The sequence below is a fragment of the Saprospiraceae bacterium genome (genome assembly GCA_016719615.1).
Taxonomy (GTDB): domain Bacteria; phylum Bacteroidota; class Bacteroidia; order Chitinophagales; family Saprospiraceae; genus Vicinibacter.
Genome location: JADJYQ010000001.1, coordinates 488545 through 506131, shown reverse-complemented (window position 1 = coordinate 506131; position 17587 = coordinate 488545). Strand labels below are relative to the sequence as shown.

Annotated in this window: 17 protein-coding genes; 15 read left to right on the top strand and 2 right to left on the bottom strand. The window is 36.6% G+C overall.

Annotated features, from left to right (window positions below):
- The 15 genes from IPM92_02070 to IPM92_02000 all read left to right on the top strand — a co-directional run bounded on the left by IPM92_02070 (window position 1) and on the right by IPM92_02000 (window position 15555).
- On the top strand, window positions 1-960 hold the full coding sequence (locus IPM92_02070) for a hypothetical protein (GenBank protein MBK9107184.1): 960 nt from the start codon (window positions 1-3) through the stop codon (window positions 958-960).
- 214 nt (window positions 961-1174) lie between these two features.
- Entirely contained in the window at window positions 1175-1588 is a 414-nt protein-coding gene (locus IPM92_02065; protein ID MBK9107183.1) for a hypothetical protein, read from the top strand.
- Between the two features lie 57 nt (window positions 1589-1645).
- Window positions 1646-3910 (top strand): MMPL family transporter, encoded by a 2265-nt coding sequence (locus IPM92_02060; GenBank protein MBK9107182.1) that lies wholly within the window; start codon window positions 1646-1648, stop codon window positions 3908-3910.
- A gap of 116 nt (window positions 3911-4026) precedes the next feature.
- Window positions 4027-4419 carry a c-type cytochrome gene (locus tag IPM92_02055; protein ID MBK9107181.1) on the top strand — a complete coding sequence of 131 codons (393 nt, stop codon included), beginning with the start codon at window positions 4027-4029 and terminating at the stop codon, window positions 4417-4419.
- 153 nt (window positions 4420-4572) lie between these two features.
- Window positions 4573-4800, top strand: a complete 228-nt coding sequence (locus tag IPM92_02050; GenBank protein MBK9107180.1) for a hypothetical protein — start codon at window positions 4573-4575, stop codon at window positions 4798-4800.
- 11 nt (window positions 4801-4811) lie between these two features.
- Window positions 4812-5744, top strand: a complete 933-nt coding sequence (locus tag IPM92_02045; GenBank protein MBK9107179.1) for a 4Fe-4S dicluster domain-containing protein — start codon at window positions 4812-4814, stop codon at window positions 5742-5744.
- Between the two features lie 62 nt (window positions 5745-5806).
- Window positions 5807-7081 (top strand): polysulfide reductase NrfD, encoded by a 1275-nt coding sequence (nrfD, locus tag IPM92_02040; protein ID MBK9107178.1) that lies wholly within the window; start codon window positions 5807-5809, stop codon window positions 7079-7081.
- The gene (locus IPM92_02035) at window positions 7056-7958 is read left to right on the top strand and encodes a hypothetical protein (GenBank protein MBK9107177.1); all 903 of its coding nucleotides are present in this window, start codon (window positions 7056-7058) and stop codon (window positions 7956-7958) included. Before nrfD ends, IPM92_02035 begins: the two co-directional genes overlap by 26 nt.
- Window positions 7959-8185: 227 nt before the next feature.
- Window positions 8186-9145 carry an acetyl-CoA carboxylase carboxyltransferase subunit alpha gene (locus tag IPM92_02030; protein MBK9107176.1) on the top strand — a complete coding sequence of 320 codons (960 nt, stop codon included), beginning with the start codon at window positions 8186-8188 and terminating at the stop codon, window positions 9143-9145.
- A gap of 17 nt (window positions 9146-9162) precedes the next feature.
- The gene (locus IPM92_02025; GenBank protein ID MBK9107175.1) at window positions 9163-10056 is read left to right on the top strand and encodes a 4-hydroxy-tetrahydrodipicolinate synthase; all 894 of its coding nucleotides are present in this window, start codon (window positions 9163-9165) and stop codon (window positions 10054-10056) included.
- Between the two features lie 389 nt (window positions 10057-10445).
- Complete coding sequence (locus tag IPM92_02020) at window positions 10446-11150, top strand: T9SS type A sorting domain-containing protein (protein ID MBK9107174.1); 705 nt, start codon at window positions 10446-10448, stop codon at window positions 11148-11150.
- 45 nt (window positions 11151-11195) lie between these two features.
- The gene (locus IPM92_02015) at window positions 11196-12716 is read left to right on the top strand and encodes a T9SS type A sorting domain-containing protein (protein ID MBK9107173.1); all 1521 of its coding nucleotides are present in this window, start codon (window positions 11196-11198) and stop codon (window positions 12714-12716) included.
- A gap of 80 nt (window positions 12717-12796) precedes the next feature.
- On the top strand, window positions 12797-13381 hold the full coding sequence (locus tag IPM92_02010) for a T9SS type A sorting domain-containing protein (protein ID MBK9107172.1): 585 nt from the start codon (window positions 12797-12799) through the stop codon (window positions 13379-13381).
- 493 nt (window positions 13382-13874) lie between these two features.
- Window positions 13875-14948, top strand: coding sequence for a T9SS type A sorting domain-containing protein (locus tag IPM92_02005; protein MBK9107171.1), 1074 nt, complete (start codon window positions 13875-13877; stop codon window positions 14946-14948).
- Window positions 14949-15249: 301 nt separating this feature from the next.
- Entirely contained in the window at window positions 15250-15555 is a 306-nt protein-coding gene (locus IPM92_02000) for a winged helix-turn-helix transcriptional regulator (GenBank protein MBK9107170.1), read from the top strand.
- Window positions 15556-15564: 9 nt separating this feature from the next.
- On the opposite strand, the gene IPM92_01995 is transcribed toward IPM92_02000, so the two are convergent.
- Both IPM92_01995 and IPM92_01990 read right to left on the bottom strand, forming a co-directional pair.
- Window positions 15565-16398: a UDP-2,3-diacylglucosamine diphosphatase gene (locus IPM92_01995; GenBank protein ID MBK9107169.1), complete on the bottom strand. Its 834-nt coding sequence runs from the start codon at window positions 16396-16398 to the stop codon at window positions 15565-15567.
- A gap of 52 nt (window positions 16399-16450) precedes the next feature.
- Window positions 16451-17470 carry an alkaline phosphatase family protein gene (locus IPM92_01990; GenBank protein MBK9107168.1) on the bottom strand — a complete coding sequence of 340 codons (1020 nt, stop codon included), beginning with the start codon at window positions 17468-17470 and terminating at the stop codon, window positions 16451-16453.
- Between the last annotated feature and the right edge of the window lie 117 nt (window positions 17471-17587).

Genomic DNA, 17587 nt, shown 5'->3' with positions numbered 1-17587 from the left:
ATGAAACTAAATAAATTATATAAATCCAAAATGGCTGCGATCGGTTTGTGTATCATGGCAGTGCTGTTAAGTCAGTTTGCCTTTGCACAAGAAATTGAAGTAGCTCCGGTGGAAACCACCAAAAAGTACGCAAAAAATACTTTTGAAAGTGTTTGGATCATAGATAATCAAACGGTCATCGTTCCAGTGCAGGGTACCTTTGAATTTGATATTGCACATAGATTTGGTATCGTCAATAATGGCTTTGAAGATCTTTATGGACTTTTTGCTCCATCCAATATCAGGTTTGGGGTAAGTTATGTCCCCATTGAGAATTTAAACATTGGTGTAGGATTGACCAAAGAACGCATGATTCTGGATGGAAGTGTGAAATACGCACTGTTGAAACAAACCAGAGATGATTGGTCCATGCCCTTCAGTGTGACTTACTATGGCAATATGGGCTATGATCTGAAAGAAGATCCCGACAACAGTCTTTATAAATACAATACGGATCGATTGCGGTTCTTCAATCAATTGATCATTGCCAGAAAAATCACCGATAAACTTTCTTTGCAGGTTGCACCTAGTATTTCGCATCAAAATTTCACTTACGGATATTTCCATAATATCGACAGTGTAAACAAAGAAGTTCTTGGCGAGATGAAACACGATCATTTTGCAATAGCATTCTCTGGTAGATATAAAATTACTGAATCCATTGCGTTTATTGCAAATTATGATCAGCCGATTACCAAACACACTACAAATAATCCAAATCCAAATCTTTCATTCGGATTTGAATTTAGTACCAGCGGACACTCCTTCCAGTTCTTTGCTGGTAATTATGCGTCCTTGAATCCACAACGGAACAATATGTTCAATAAAAACAGTCCGTTAAACTACACGAATGCACAAGGCAATGAAATAGAAGGTGGAAAATTCCTCATTGGATTTAATATCACCCGTTTGTGGAATTAAAAATATAAAAAGGCTTTGTGTAATTGAAGTCTGGTAAATTAGGAAGGTCCCCGGTTCAAATAAAGCCGGGGATTTTTTTTATAATTGTTTAATTTTAAATCCAATTTGAGTTAATTTTTTTTCAATGAATATTCAAAATCAAAGCAAAATAAATTTGCTATTACTTCTACAGCTTATTTTTATAGTTGCTTGCAAAAATAAAAGTGAAACAACCTTGTCTAGCACACTCCATTCAAAATCAGAGTCCACCAAACCTCCTTCAAGTTTTACTGATACATTTAAAATAACACACGCAGCTGCCATCATATATAAACCGGATTCAATCCAGCTCGAAAAAATAAAAATTGCAACCGAATTCCTAATATTTGACGGGCAGATGCATGAATACGAATATCAGATAAAATATTCAAAAAAAGTGCTCCAAAGTGAATGGCCTGAAATTGATGTTTTAGAACCGATAAATGTCCGCTTCCTGTTATTTCAAACAGATCTGGGCGATTTATTTACGATTGATTTGAATGAATGTAACGACCCATATGGTGTCATTTTATTTAACTTCAAAGAAAAGCCGGTCCTCGCAGACATGACCAATTTTGAACAAGCCATTTATCAATATTTCAAAAACTAAGGCGGTTTAAAATTTACTATATTGCCTCTGGATCTAATCCACAGCTATTCTAACCAAATGAAACATAACAGGTCTTTTCCACTTATCATAGACTTTGGCATCTTGTTGATGACCCTGTTGGCATTCATACAAATCCCAAACATCAAGTTTGATCATAGTTTTAGTAGGCTTTATCCGACTGGAAAAAGTGAATTTATTTTGTTTGAAAAGTTCAAAGAAACGTTTCAAATCCATGATGAAGAACATATAATATTTATTTGTGTAACACCCAAAGCAGGCATATTTAATAAAGAATTTTTAATAAAACTGGATTCCTTTACAAAACAGATTTTACAAAATAAGGACGTTTTTAAAATATATGGACTCACGCAAATTTCGCAATTATACTACGATCAAAATGGATTTGTTTCAAAACCTCTCATCAATATTAATGCAGAAGAAAGCTGGACAAGTGACTCGGTTTTTATTTTTAATTCAATGGAATATTCAAAAACTCTTTTTTCTATTGATAAAAAATCAGTATTAGTAAGTGTATTTCCCAATTTGTACATCCCAGATCCGGATTACAAATCATTACTAAAAAGCATTGAGCAGGAAGCGCAATCGATTTTCTCGAAAACCTATCATGTACTTTCAAAAACAAAATTAGAATCAGCCTATCAGTTGGAAGTCAAAAAGAACATCCAAAGAATATCAGCATTGGCCCTATTGATCATATCCATTTCCTTGATTCTGCTGAGCCGCTCTGTCAAGACTTTATTGACTTCATACCTCGTTATATTTCTTACGATTGCCTGGACATTTGGAATCATTGGACTTTTGGGTGGTATTGTAGATTATCTAACCAGCCTGCTTCCCATCATCCTTGGAATTATTACACTGACGAATGTCGTCCATTTCAGAAACCATTTTCAAAACACTTTATCTGAGATTCACCCATTCAAGAAATCTTTCAGATACATTGGATGGAGTGTTTTATTTGCAAACCTAACAACCGCTCTCGGATTCCTGACTCTTTCCTTATCTGACATTCCCACCTTAAATCAATTTGGTCAATATGCATCCGTAGGTATTCTCATTGGTTATGTATTGAGTTATTACATCGTTTCCCGTGAAGCCAAATCCAATCCATCAACTGAATTTTCATTTATCATTTCAGATAAAAATTTGGTGTCACTTATTCAATACATTATTGGCAAACGCATTTATATTATTGTTGTATTCGGAATGATCACTGGTTTATCCATTTTTTACGCTCAAAAAATCGAAATAAATGGAAGTCTTCTAAACGAATTGCAAGCATCTAACCCCATTGTACAAGATTTTAATTTTTTTGATACTGCATTTGGTGGGTCGAGGATGGTAGAGTTATACGTAAGAAATAACCAAAATAAAAGCAGCTTTAATGAACTCGATGATCTGCTTTTATTGGATACCATCATTCAATACCTCGAGGACAGACTTCAAGTTCATTCAATCCTGTCCCCGCTTACAATGATCCGTGCAGCTCACAAAGCTTATAAGGGTGGAAATCCTTTAGAATATCGTATTCCGGAAACCCAGGCTGAAGTGCAGCGTTACATTTCAGATATTTATCAAACTCCTTACGGAGATGAATTTAAAAGATATTTTAAAGAAGATGGAAAGGAGGTACGAATAAGCGGTCGGCTTAAAGATATGAAACTGTTGGAATCCTATAATTTCGAAAGGAAACTTCAAACATTCATTCAAGAACAGGGGTATGATTTAAAATTAAATTGCGTTCTCACCGGAGAATCTTTCTTAATGGATAAAGTTCCTAAATTTTTGATAAACAATTTGGCGTATGGTCTCCTGTTTTCTGTATTGATAATGAGTCTTATCGGTTATTACATGTTGGGTCGGGTAAAATATATCTTGATCACTCTTCTGCCGAATATCATTCCTCTTATCCTTGTTGCCGGACTCATGGGTATGCTGCAAATATATCTTAAGACAGATACGGCTATTCTGTTTTCAATTGCATTTGGAATGTCGGTAGACAATACTATTCATTTGCTGAATCGATTTCGCCTTGAAAAACAAACTCAAAATTGGAGTACATCTCTTATCAAAAGTTATCAACACACCATTCGACCCATCACTCTGACTACCTGTCTTTTATGCGCCGGATTTGCCAGTTTGATTTTCTCGGATTTCACCAGTTGTAAAAACATGGGCATCTTACTCACCTCCGCTTTGGTGTCTTCATGGCTTACCAATGCTGTACTTTTACCAGCCTTATTGTCGGTTTTCGTTCGATCTAAAACAAGCTATAGTAATGAAAATCATGAAGTTACATGACTTCGATCATCAAGCCCAATTCAAAATACCTGTACATTGCACATGTATTTATGAATTGAACGAATTTATAAAGCAATTTTAATTCCTTTTATCATTCTAAATTAACTGCCGTGAAAATGAAATTATTAACCATTATGACCATTGGTGTTTATTTTTTGACAACAACGGGCTACAATTATGCTCAGGAGCCTTGGGATGCTCCTGCGAAATTTGCCAAAATGGCAAATCCTGTAAAACAAGATGCTGCTGCCATTGCAGAAGGCAAGACTCTATGGGTTAAACATTGTCAGTCCTGTCATGGTAAAAAAGGATTGGGAGATGGCAGCAAAGCTGCACAACTTAAAACTGAACCCGGAAATTTTACCAAAGCAAGCTTTCAAAGCCAAACTGATGGTACACTTTTTTACAAAACACTTGAAGGTCGCGATGACATGCCAAGTTTCAAAAAGAAAATACCAGATCAGGAAGATATTTGGAAACTCATACATTTTATGCGCACGCTGAAATAAGCTAGGATCAAGGCAAAAGGCCTTTCGGTCTTTTTATCAGAATTTAGAAATTTTCAATTTTTTCAAACAGCACAAGGGGCTGGTGAGGTGAAGTGTAGTTCATACTCCCGGGACTTTATTTAGCAACATTTTGGCCTTAAATATTTAATTATAATGTTACCACAAATTAGTCGAAAAAAATTCATCTTGTTTGGAACGGCTGTATTGGGTTTTGCAAGTTTATTTAAACTGAAATTCTTTGGAAGTCCAACACCAAGCAAAAATTCAAAATATCTAACACAAGATGGGAAACTGGTAGAAGTAGAAGATCAGCATGTCACTTCCAGAAATAAAATTTATACTTCCGAAATCCAACATTGGATTTCAAAACGCACAAACTAAAATTAACAACCGTGAAGGAAGAAAAAAATCAAATCTCCGGCAGAAGGGATTTTTTAAAAACAGGCCTTCTTGCAGGTTCGCTTTTAAGCGGATGCAATGCAGATCAAAATCCATTTCAACCATCTGAGCCCGTAATGCCATCTGGTGAAAAGGTTAAATTGCTTTCTGTAAATGGCGAGATTATAGAAGTTGATAAAGCATTTTTAAAACCTGTACCGGATCTGCCTCCCATACCTAATGAAGAAGCGAGAGTAGGTATAGAAGGTAAAAAATTTGTCATGGTCATCGATCTTTCAAGATGCAAAAATCTGAAGCGATGCCAACAAGCCTGTAACCACATGCACCATGTTCATCCGGGCCAGAGTTGGATCAAAATATATTCCATGCAGGATACTGAACATACTGCACCTTACTGGCAGCCAACGACCTGCATGCATTGCGACGAGCCGCCATGTGTAAAAGTTTGTCCGGTTGATGCAACGTTTAAGCGACAGGATGGAATCGTTTTAATAGACAGTGATCGCTGCGTAGGTTGCCGTTTTTGCATGGCGGCATGTCCCTATTCTTCAAGGGTATTTAACTGGGAAGAACCCGATATTCCACTTGAAATAGCGCAACAAGCTTATCAATGTGAAACAAGTACACCACAAAAAAAGGGTACCGTAGGTAAATGCGACTTTTGTCCCGACATGGTTCGCAAAGGTGAACTTCCACATTGCATTACGGCTTGTCCCAACGGAGTATTTTTCTTTGGAGACATCAATGAAGACAGCGTCACCAATGGATCTGAAACATTTAAGTTTTCAGAACTCATCAAAGACAAAGCGGGATATCGACTGATGGAAGATCTCGGAACAAAACCCAATGTTTATTATTTGCCACCGGTCAATCGAAATTTTGAGTATGAAATTGGTTTAGAAAATGAACCAGCTAATAAATCATAGAAAAATTCATCAACGTGAAAGCGGAATCAACAAATCCTTCTAAAAAAATTATACATGACCTGATGCCAAGAGAATTTGGCACGGCAGGAATGATTTGGGTTGCCATCCTCATAGCAAATTGCATTCTGGGAATGTACGCATACTACACCCAATTAAGAGATGGCCTCGTCGTCACAGCCATGGGAGATTATGTATCCTGGGGAATTTATATTTCAAACTTTGTATTCTTTGTGGCGATCAGCCTCGTAGGTTCTTTAATAACAGCCATATTCAGATTGGCTGATATAAAATGGAGTACGCCTCTAACCAGAATTGCTGAGATTATTGCAGTATCTGCCATATTTTTTGCATCCCTGATCATCATCGTTGATATGGGGCGACCAGAAAGATTGATCAATTTATTTTTCCATCCACGACTACAGTCGCCTATCATATGGGATGTAGTTGTAATCGCCACATATTTTCTGATCAGTATATTATTACTCTACCTTCCACTTTTGCCCGACTTAAAGATCATGATCAAAAATCAAGATCCGAAAAATAAATGGCAATTGAAAATGTACAAATTTCTTGGCTCGTTCTGGAAAGGCTCAACAGATCAAAAAAATATAAATGCAAAGTCCATCATGATTTTGTGTATCATGATCATTCCCGTTGCATTCTGTATTCACACCGTGACGTCTTGGTTATTTGCGACAACCTACAGACCTGGATGGGATAGTACAAATTTTGGTGCATATTTCGTGTCAGGAGCATTTCTGGTGGGATCCGGAGCAGTAGTAACGGCTATGTATGTGTTTAGAAAAGTGTATAAACTTGAAGCCTATATTACAGATTTGCATTTTGACAGAATGGGTAAAGCCGTGGTTCTTTTAGCATTTTTATACTTATATTTTAATATCAATGAATATCTAGTACCAGCATTTAAAATGAAAAAACCAGAAGAGGTCCATTTACATGAACTCTTTTCAGGGCATTATGCACCTATGTTTTGGTTCGCCATTTTCGTAGGGATGTTGATACCGATTATGATTCTCGTGACCAAAAAAGGAAGACGTCCACACATGGTCTTTATTGCAGGAATTATGGTGGTGGTGGGTGCCTGGTTTAAGAGATATCTCATTGTAACACCAACACTACTTCATCCATTTTTACCAATGAAAGATGTCCCTGAAAAATTTATGAAATATTTTCCAAGTTGGCAAGAATGGGCCATTGCCAGCGGTTCACTAGCAGGAGCTTTGCTCATCATTACAATTTTTGCAAGATTATTCCCTATCATTCCTATTCATTCAACGATAACAGGAGAAGATGAAAATTCTGAACAACTTATTTAAAACAGCATACATCGCGTGTTGCATACTTTGCTTACAAAGTGATTTGTTAGCACAGGAAGATTCGGTCAAACAAATAATAAGAAAACCTTTTTTGAGTCTGAACTACCACAATGTTCAAAATCAAATTCAAACAATCACATTCAAAGGTTTTATTAAATCTAAGAATAAACTGGAACCTATATCGTCGAGAAATGTAAAAATTTATTTTAATGAAGCTGGTGAGGCCGAAAATCTGATCGGTGAAGTTAAAACTGATTTTTCAGGTAAAGCTGTATTTACTATCCCGCCCAAATTCAATGAAATTTGGAAAGCTTCAAATACACAAACAATAGTAGGAGTCATGGATCCTTTTGATGAATTTGAAAATTTAGAAGCTGAAATAGAAATCACCAAATCAAAAATGTTAGTCGATACTTTAACTGAAGATGATCAAAAAAAGATCGTCATCAAATTTTATGAACAGTCTGATACATCATGGTTGCCGGTAACAGATGTTGAAATGAAAGTAGGCGTGAAACGTTTGGGGTCTATTTTGCCTATTGGTGAAGAAGTAACTTTTACCACCGATTCTACAGGAACCATCATCGCAGATTATATGCTCGATTCTATTCCGGGCAATGAAGCAGGAGAGATTATATTAATAGCTAAAATTGAAGAACACGAAATGTATGGGACAGTCGAAAATGAAATTTCTGTTCCTTGGGGAAATGCATTCCAAACGCACTTCAAATTAGATCATCGGTCACTATGGGCAACCGGAGATAAAGTTCCCATTTGGTTGTTATTTTTGGCTATTACAATTATTTCATCTGTATGGGGAACCATGATCTATATTCTTTTTCAACTCTTTAAAATTATTAAACTGGGCAAGGCCTAAGTCTTAAAATCCATCCAAACAGAAGCCCTGAAACTCAAAACAGGAAGAATTTAAAATTTAATTTATAAATGTAAATATTAAATAATATGTAATATATTGGTTATATTCAATTTACAAATAATATATTTTAACTATAAGTAAAAATTAGTTGGGATTAATTCGGTTTCCACTAAATTGCCCTTTGATTCAGGCTTTCTAAGATTATCGATACCTACTAATATTTTCTTATGATCTTCATGGATTTTGAAAAACCCCTCGAGAACCTCTACGACCAGTTGAGCAAACTTCAGAAAATTGCTGAGGACAGCAAGATTGATATGTCTGAAAAAATTGCGGAACTCGAAGAAAAAATAAAAGAGACTCGTAAACAGATTTACAGCAATTTAACCGGCTGGCAGAAAGTTTCCTTATCGAGACATCCCAATCGTCCTTATACTTTAGATTACATCAAACTGATAGCTAAAAAGTTTATTGAGTTGCATGGCGACCGTTGTGTAAAAGATGATAAAGCCATCGTAGGTGGTCTTGCTAAAATTGACCAATTTGATGTCGTCATTATAGGTCATCAAAAAGGAAATACAACCAAACTCAGACAATACCGGAATTTTGGAATGGCCAATCCGGAAGGTTACCGAAAAGCATTGCGACTGATGAAATTGGCAGAAAAATTTAATTTGCCGGTCATTACGTTTATTGACACCCCGGGTGCTTATCCTGGCATTGAAGCGGAAGAGCGCGGACAGGCAGAAGCTATCGCAAGAAACCTGTTTGAAATGGCCAAACTCGAAGTACCTATACTTTGTTATATCATAGGCGAAGGAGCCTCCGGTGGTGCATTGGGCATTGGCGTTGGCGATAGGGTGTTTATGCTCGAAAATACCTGGTATTCAGTGATATCACCAGAGTCTTGTTCTTCTATACTTTGGCGGAGTTGGAATTTCAAAGAACAAGCTGCAGAAGCACTTAAACTAACAGCAGAAAATATGGAATCCTTTGGTTTGGTCGACGGCATCGTGAAAGAACCCCTTGGCGGTGCACATGCTGATCACGAAGGCATGGCCAAAAACTTAAAAAAACATTTGAAAGCACAATTGGCTGAATTAATCCTTTTACCAAAAGAAGAACTCATTCATCAGCGCATTGAGAAATACAGTAAAATGGGACGGTTTATTGAAGTTTCCAAATAGTGATTAATTTTACATAAATGAATAATTATCAATTCCTCAGAGGTACGGGTGTAGCACTCATTACTCCTTTTGATCCTTCAGGTCAAATTGATTACCCTGCCCTTTCAAAAATCATTGATCATTGCATACAGGGAGGCGTTGAATACCTTGTCTCTATGGGCACGACAGGTGAAGCTGTGACGCTCAGTTTGGAAAAACGTTTTGCCGTAATGGCATTTACGGCAAAAGAAGCTGCCGGAAAAGTACCGGTGGTTGTTGGAATTGGAGGCAATAATACTGCAGAACTTTGCAAAGAACTTCAACAACTAAATACTTCAGGCATCACCGCTATATTATCCAGCAGCCCCGCTTACAACAAACCTTCACAGGAAGGCATTTACCAGCACTATATGAAACTTGTTGAAATGTCTCCATTGCCCATTATTATTTACAATGTTCCGGGAAGAACTGCATCGAACATTCTGCCAGAAACCTGTTTGAGACTTGCGCATGCTTCTACTAAATTTATAGCCGTTAAAGAAGCTTCAGGAGATTTAACGCAAGCAACAAAAATTCTAAAAGACCGGCCTCAAAATTTTTTAGTACTATCAGGAGATGATCCGCTTGCATTAGGACTCATCGGAATTGGTGGTGATGGTGTGATCTCTGTTATCGCCAATGCGTATCCTCAAATTTTTTCTAACATGATCCGTGCTGCTCTCAACAATGATTTTTCTGCTGCAGCACAACTTAATTTCAAATTATTTGATTTGCATAAATGGTTGTACATCGAAGGAAATCCCGTGGGCATTAAAGCCGCCGTACATCATCTGGGTTTATGTAGCCATGATTTTCGACTTCCCTTAGTGCGTATGTCAGCCGCTAATTTTGAAAACCTCAAGGCAGAAATGAACAAGATCCAAAGCAACTAAAAAAAGCCGCCTCCCTCGGCCGGTCAAACTTTTTATCCCTGTTTTGCTGCAAGCATCAACGAAAACTTCAAGACTATTATGTGAAAATTATACATTCGTTGAATGAAAATTTCTACATAAAAAGTTTCATCAATACTTTGCAGAACCTGCAAACAGAAAGCACACCAAACGTTTAGGAGGCAAGCTAGCCTAATAGAAAACTTATTTTTTTGAAAGGGCTTGAGGAGAATACTGAAGTGTTACAGAGCCGTTGATGGGCATATTATACGTTTGTACCGCAAATGCGACCAACAGATCCAGTGCAATGATCTAAAAAATATCTAAGAATAACAAACAACATTGCCGGTTATTTTAAAAAATCAGGGTTTACCCTGAGAGTGTAGTACAATATGCCGGAAGGTACTGAACGGGAATTGTTGGTTAATGAATTACTCCGATTTTATGTTGCAGCAGCTGAAATTGATACCATAATGCTATTGTTAGAGGGTGAGTCCGGAGAAAACTATAAAATGGCCCTTGCCCTTCTGTTGTTAGATCAAGGGGAAATCAGCGAAGCCATTGATGTGGTGGAATCCTTATCCGGTAATTCCAGCGAAACCCAAAGTTTCTCTGAATTTTTCCATATTCTGGTTTATGCTGCACAAAATGAAGTATCCATATCAGAATTGCCACAGTCCAAAATCGAAGATCTTGAAGAAATTGCGCAAATCAGAAACATTGGTGGATACTCTGCACAGGCTATTCTCTCGCAATTTTATAACAGGGAGTTTTTGTCAATCATCGAGACGGATAGCTCTCTGGAATACAGAATTTGGAATGACAAAAAAAGGAATTCGAGTTTAAAAAAGAATTTATTCAGAATTCATCCTGTCCCGGTTATTGACAAATTGAATGTTAGTTATAATTTAGTGGATGAGCCTCTATTCACATTTACTATCCACTCAATCGAAGGAAAAACTTGGTCAAGTGTTAAATCACCACAAGGTAGAGGAACAATAACTATGGTCACTGAAATGCTTCCTCCTGGAATTTATATCTTACAACTAAGTAATGGATCAAAAATGATTGAAGTACAGAAATTTATTAAAAAATAAATTAAATTTGGCAGGCGGTAAATAGTGCCGCCTGCATTTATTATTATGAAAAAGTCTATTTCCATTTTTTGCTTTCTTATAATTTCGATCTTTAACCATTTTTCATTTACCCAAACTTATTTTAATGTTGTATTACCTTCTGATCGAAATTATGTAGATGGATTGTATCATCCTCTGGTTGAGTTATCTCAGGACTCTTTGATTTTTATGACATCTCGAATTTATCTTCGCGAAAGGCATGGTACTCCAAATATAGAAGTCATGAACCGGTATGGATTTGTTTACACTGGTGTCCCATTTTTAGACTCGATTAGTACAATCACTATTTTTGATTCAAAATTAAATGATTCCGCAATTTATATTGCAGGCACAAGGTTTGTTTATAAAGATACAGTAGAGAACTTTTGGTATTGCAAATTGAGTCTTCAGTTAGACACTTTGTGGACAAAGGAGTTATTAACTGATTATAATCGATGTTATGTACAAAAAATATTGGCATTAAGAGGTCAGCGAATTGCATTTTGTGGTGGGAAGGATCAGCGGAGACCAAATTCTACTGCATCATTGACTTCGCATGGCGTTGTAGCAATAGCAGATAGTATTGGAAACCTGATTCACTTTGTTGAGTTCAATGATCTCGATACCACAACACTGGAAGGATATTATGGCTTGGCTGTGGATAAGGATGAAAATATCTACTCATGTGGCATCGTTAAAAAAAGTGGGTTTAATCACGATGCAGTCATTGTTAAAGTTAGTCCAAATGGTAAGTTGATTTGGAGAAAACAGGTACCATCATTGGAATTTTCGGAAGGCTTACTTTATGGCCAAAGTATGCCCAATGGAAGTATTCTATTTGTTGGAGATTCTTATAAACCAAATTTTTTCGATGATGATTTTAGTTTCATTTTATTGTTGAGCCTTTTGCCTGATGGTAATATCGATTTTACAAAGAGAATTATGAAAGGATTTGAAAATTATATTGATAATTGTGTTTCAGATAATGCTGGAAATACAGTTTGCGCCGGCTACTATAAACCCAATCGGGAAACTAAAGCAGATGGATGGATTTGCAAATTCACCCCAACCGGTGACAGCCTTTGGTCACGAGTTATTAGTAAAACTGAACGAACGGAACAATTCTTCAACATTTCGAAAGCTTCTGACGGTGGGTTCTACCTTACAGGACTTAGTAAAATCGATAGCATCAATACTTCTAAATCCTGGATAGTGAAGGTTGACAGCTTTGGTTGCCTGGTACCCGGTTGTCAGAATGTGGTCAATACGAACGATATTAGTAAAAGAAAAGTAGCTGCATTTAAATTTTTTCCCAATCCTGCCAGAGAGGTCTTTTATTTTCTGAGCAGAATTACAGAAAGCAAAAATTATCAAATTAAAGTTATTGATCTGCAGGGGCGTGAAGTTTTTAAGTATTCCTTTCAGCCTGATTCTGGTAAGCAGTATGTCGTTGAAATTCCTGATCAACTGTCTTCTGAAATTTATACATTATGTGTGTTAAATGAAAAGGGAAAAATGGTACAAGTAGAAAAATTGGAGCTACATTGAGCAATTAAAACTAGTGGAAAATTACTATCACAATTTGTAGACTTTCGCTCACAATAGGTGAATCGAGAGAAAACTATAAAATGGCCCTTGCCCTTCTGTTGTTAGATCAAGGAGAAATCAGCGAAGCCATTGATGTGGTTGAATCATTACCGGTTAATTCAAATGAAACACAAAATTTCTCTGATTTATTCTATATTCTGGTTTATGCTACACAAAATGAATTATCTTTATCAGAATTGCCGCAAGCCAAAATTGAAGATCTCGAAGATATTGCGGAAAACAGAAACATTGGAGGTTTTGCGGCACAGATTATTTTGACTCAATTCTATGATAAGGAGTATCTGTCCATTATTGAAACTGACACTTCATTGGAGTACAGAAGTCAAAAGAACAAGAAAGTTGAAAGGAAATTGACGGATAATAAGGTAAGGATACATCCTAATCCAGTTGAAGATCAACTAAGCATCAGTTACTGGATGCCAGTGGGAGAGAATTACTCATTTAGTATCATGGGTTTGGATGGTAGTATATGGTCTCAAATTGATTTGGATCAAAATTCAGGGCATCTGCGTATGAATACCGCAGGTTTACCTTCAGCTGTTTATATATTGAAATCGAGTAATGGCATAAACATGAGCGAATTAAGTAAATTTATTAAAAAATAAATTAAATTTGGCAGGCGGCAATTAAAACCGCCTGCTTTTTATTACAATGAAAAAGTCAATTTCCATTTTTTGTTTTCTAATAATTTCGAGCTTTAACCATTTTGCATTTACCCAAACTTATTTTAATGTTGTCTTACCCTCTGATCGAAATTATGTTGATGGCGTGTACCATCCATTAATTGAGTTGTTCAAGGATTCCCTTTTAATTTTTACGACAACGGCATACGCTAGGAAAATATGGAGGACAGAAAGGGTCTCAATTCTAGACCGAAATGGTAATATATTTTATAAATCAGTATTATTAGATTCTGTTAATGCAGTTACAATTTTAGATGCTAAAAAGTTGGATCAATCAATATTACTTGCTGGAACACGATTTATTAACAGCGATACCTTTGAGAATTTTTGGTATGCTGAACTAAACTTTAAACTAGACACAATTTGGACAAAGGAATTTAAAACAAATTATAATCGTTGCTATGTTCAAAAAATATTGCCACTTAATGGGGGACGCATTGCATATTGTGGTGGAAAGGATCAGCGGAGACCAAATTCATCTGCTTCATTAACTTCACATGGTGTGGTTGCTATTACAGATAATGTAGGAAATCTTATTCATTTTATTGAAGTCAACGACTTCGACACTACTACACTAGAAGGATATTATGGCTTGACTGCTGATAAAGATGAGAATATTTATGCCTGTGGCATTGTAAAAAAAAGTGGGTTTAATCACGATGCGGTCATTGTTAAAGTTAGTCCAAATGGTAAGTTGATTTGGAGAAAACAAATTCCCTCTCCGGATTACCTGGAAGGAGTATTTAATGCCTTTGTCCAAGATGATAATTCTATATTGTTTATTGGAGATTCGTACAATCCAGACTTTTTTGGAGATAAATTTTCTGTGGTATTACTTATCAATATGAGCCCAAACGGTTTAATTAATTGGACCAAAAGAATTATGAAAATTTATGATGGAGAAATAAGGTATTGCGTTGAGGATCCATCCAATAATTATATTTGCTCAGGTAAATATTTCTCGGAGGCAGGAAAAAAAGGTGATGGTTACTTGGTAAAATTTTCGGCAAAAGGAGATAGTATTTGGTCCAGGATAATAAATAAATCTGACCGATCTACAGAACAATTCTTTAACATCTCGAAGGCTTCAGATGGTGGTTTTTACTTAACAGGATTCAGTTGGATAGATAGCATCAATACTTCTAAATCCTGGATTGTAAAGGTTGACAGTTTCGGTTGCCTGGTACCCGGTTGTCATAAAGTCGTCGATACAAAAGATGTTTCAAATGGCAGGGAAAAAGCTTTTGTGCTGTATCCCAATCCGGCTGCCTCTACTGTTTATATTCATGCCAGAACCGGCAGCGGAATGGACATGGAGCTGCGCATCTATGATTTATTGGGAACGCTCGTGCAACGCAAAGTTTTTATCGCGCACTCCGGACATCAGTATCAGCTGGATCTCGATGCTTCCATACCCAATGGTCAGTATCTGATTGCATTTTATAACCGAACGGGGCCTTGTTGCAACAGGATGTCCTGGAGATCATGAGATAAACAATACTCTGCAAAAGCTAATTTCCTAATACAATCATTCGGAAAAAATGAGCGGGTCCACCCTGAAAAAAAATTCCACATACGGATTTTAAACATGAGAACATATGTATCACTAAGTTTTGGGGCAGACCAAACACTTTATTTTATTTGGAGTCTTACAGAAGAACCTTTAACCCATAATAACCAGATATAAACTCTTAATAATTCCATAACCTGCAATAAACAAAAGGGCGGGTTAGTTCAAATAATTTTGCAGAAGAATCCACCATCAAAATGTAAAAGGATTTTCTTCCTCTATGAAATTAACAGTGGATAGCAGCCGACATCTGGTCATAAAAGATGAATTTAAAATAAAAGACCTGACCCGAAGGGAATTTCAAATCCTTTGGCATATGTGCCTGGAACCGGGCCGCGTCTTTACCAGGGAACAATTATTCAGAAAGATTTGGGGCGAAGAACCTAAACTGATGGATCGAACAGTTGATGTTCATATTGTGCAACTTCGTAAAAAAATTGATAAGGCGGTGATCAAGTCGATTAAAGGTGTAGGTTATAAAGTAAATCTTGATAAAGAACAGGTAGACCTTATAGAAAATATTTAAGAAAACACTTTAGTGGGCTTTTTCATAAATATTCAGATCTAAGAGCTGCTCTTGCAGCACTTCGTGAAAAGCTTTTGCAGGTTTCTCCTTGATCACAATTTTCTTATTGAGAAATTCAAAATCCGTTTCATCATACGTGTAAAGAGACCAATTGAGGTCCTGGTATTCAAGCACAGTTAAATTTTCGATCCAGTCTCCAGAATTCATATACGTCAATTGGTAAGACTCTTCCACTACTTCTCTAATGCAGGGTATGTGGATATGCCCGCATACTACATAATCCACTTTGCGGCTTTTTGCAAAGGCGATGGCCTCTTCTTCAAAACTCTGAATAAATTTAATGGCCTTTTTAATTTTACACTTTACATTGTGGGCAAATGAAATTCTAGCCATTCCAAAACGAGTTCTTAGTTTATTGATCATGGTATTAAATCGAATCAAATGATCATATCCAAATCCTCCGAGTTTTGCAAGTAAGGGCGATAATTGTATAGAAAAATCAAAAACGTCACCATGAAAGAACAAATACTTTTTGCCGTTTAATTCAAGTTCCAACTGGTCCCTAAAATAAATATTACCAGAAAAAAAAGGAATAAATTTTCGAATAAATTCATCATGGTTTCCAGCTAAATAATACACCCGGGTCCCCTCCATGGCTTTTCTCATAATTTCATAAATCACCTGAATATGCTGAGCAGGAAAATAATTCCTTCTAAATTGCCACCCATCAATGAAATCCCCGTTAATAATCAATATTTCAGGTTGGATAGACCTTAGGTAATTCAACAGTTCCTGTGCATGGCAACCAAATGTACCCAAATGCACATCCGAAATAACAGCGATTTTTTAATTTGCGCTCCATACTAAAGGGTCTTTAATTTGAATTTAGGCGCGCTTAATTACAATTATTAATAAGTAAGTCATGATATGCAAACTCATTGGCTGGTTTTTTCTCATTGCTCAATCCCATGGGATCCAACCATGAGACTCCATCTAAATTCCAGCAATTCAAATCAGAAGGTTTGCAAATCGATGCGAACAATAAATGATGTAATGCAGTAGTCGCAATATCAGGTTGTACAGGAACATGGTGTTGCAAAGCTGAAATCCTAGGATTGGAAATATCATTGATATTTCCACAATCTAAACCACACAATGTATTCTTTTGAATCCGATCTGAATATGCCAACCAAAAAACTTGCCTCTCACTTGGACTCAATCCTCCATGGCTAAATAAAGTACCGCCATGATCTGTAGTTAATAAAATCAACCAATCTTCATTAAAATAATCTTTTCGCCTCTTTAAACTATGAATGACCTCGTTGACACCCCGATCAATTCCTTCAAGCGTCCATCTGTAAAAGGGATTGTGCGGCGAAAAACCAGAAATATGGCCTACATAATCAGCAGCTCCAAAGTAAACAAAATAGAAATCAAGGTCAGTTTCTATTAGCCATTCAGATGAGCGTTCAGCAGTCTCATCCGTACCTGCTATAGAACCTTTTAGAATTTGATCCCATTGCTGTCCAACAGAGTGTTTGATGAGTTTATCCCATTCCATGTACATACCAAATTTTAAACCAGGTTCATATGATTTTGCAATTATTGGAAGCATAGGATAACGATCATACCTTTTTCCCCTGAATTTATTATTCACAACCCCATGCTTATCATGATAAACTCCACAAAGTATACTGCTCCAGGAAGGACCTGAAATAGTAATGTCCTGGTGCCAGGAAGCAAACGTACCGAACCCATTGCGGTGCAGCCAATCCAAAGTAGGCATATCCGCTCGTTGCAAAGCATCTGCACGCACCCCATCAATTCCAATTAATAATACTTTTCTGGAGCCGGCCAAAACATCCGAAAGAATAAACATAGATAAAAAACAAAAGAAACCCTTTACAAATTTCATGCACATCGGTTTAAATGGTTTTACAAATGAATGGGCAACTTCAATCGTCGCATCAGTATATAAAAATGCTTACTAACATATGTTAGTAACATTCCCAGGTTATGCAACAAAATTAGC

What these genes read in the sequence shown, in the direction of transcription:
- IPM92_02070 (MBK9107184.1), top strand. Translation starts at nt 1, where the DNA reads ATGAAACTAAATAAATTATATAAATCCAAAATGGCTGCGATCGGTTTG.
- IPM92_02060 (MBK9107182.1), top strand. Translation starts at nt 1,646, where the DNA reads ATGAAACATAACAGGTCTTTTCCACTTATCATAGACTTTGGCATCTTG.
- IPM92_02055 (MBK9107181.1), top strand. Translation starts at nt 4,027, where the DNA reads ATGAAATTATTAACCATTATGACCATTGGTGTTTATTTTTTGACAACA.
- IPM92_02050 (MBK9107180.1), top strand. Translation starts at nt 4,573, where the DNA reads ATGTTACCACAAATTAGTCGAAAAAAATTCATCTTGTTTGGAACGGCT.
- nrfD (MBK9107178.1), top strand. Translation starts at nt 5,807, where the DNA reads ATGCCAAGAGAATTTGGCACGGCAGGAATGATTTGGGTTGCCATCCTC.
- IPM92_02035 (MBK9107177.1), top strand. Translation starts at nt 7,056, where the DNA reads ATGAAAATTCTGAACAACTTATTTAAAACAGCATACATCGCGTGTTGC.
- IPM92_02030 (MBK9107176.1), top strand. Translation starts at nt 8,186, where the DNA reads ATGATCTTCATGGATTTTGAAAAACCCCTCGAGAACCTCTACGACCAG.
- IPM92_02025 (MBK9107175.1), top strand. Translation starts at nt 9,163, where the DNA reads ATGAATAATTATCAATTCCTCAGAGGTACGGGTGTAGCACTCATTACT.
- IPM92_02020 (MBK9107174.1), top strand. Translation starts at nt 10,446, where the DNA reads ATGCCGGAAGGTACTGAACGGGAATTGTTGGTTAATGAATTACTCCGA.
- IPM92_02015 (MBK9107173.1), top strand. Translation starts at nt 11,196, where the DNA reads ATGAAAAAGTCTATTTCCATTTTTTGCTTTCTTATAATTTCGATCTTT.
- IPM92_02010 (MBK9107172.1), top strand. Translation starts at nt 12,797, where the DNA reads ATGGCCCTTGCCCTTCTGTTGTTAGATCAAGGAGAAATCAGCGAAGCC.
- IPM92_02000 (MBK9107170.1), top strand. Translation starts at nt 15,250, where the DNA reads ATGAAATTAACAGTGGATAGCAGCCGACATCTGGTCATAAAAGATGAA.
- IPM92_01990 (MBK9107168.1), bottom strand. Translation starts at nt 17,470, where the DNA reads ATGAAATTTGTAAAGGGTTTCTTTTGTTTTTTATCTATGTTTATTCTT.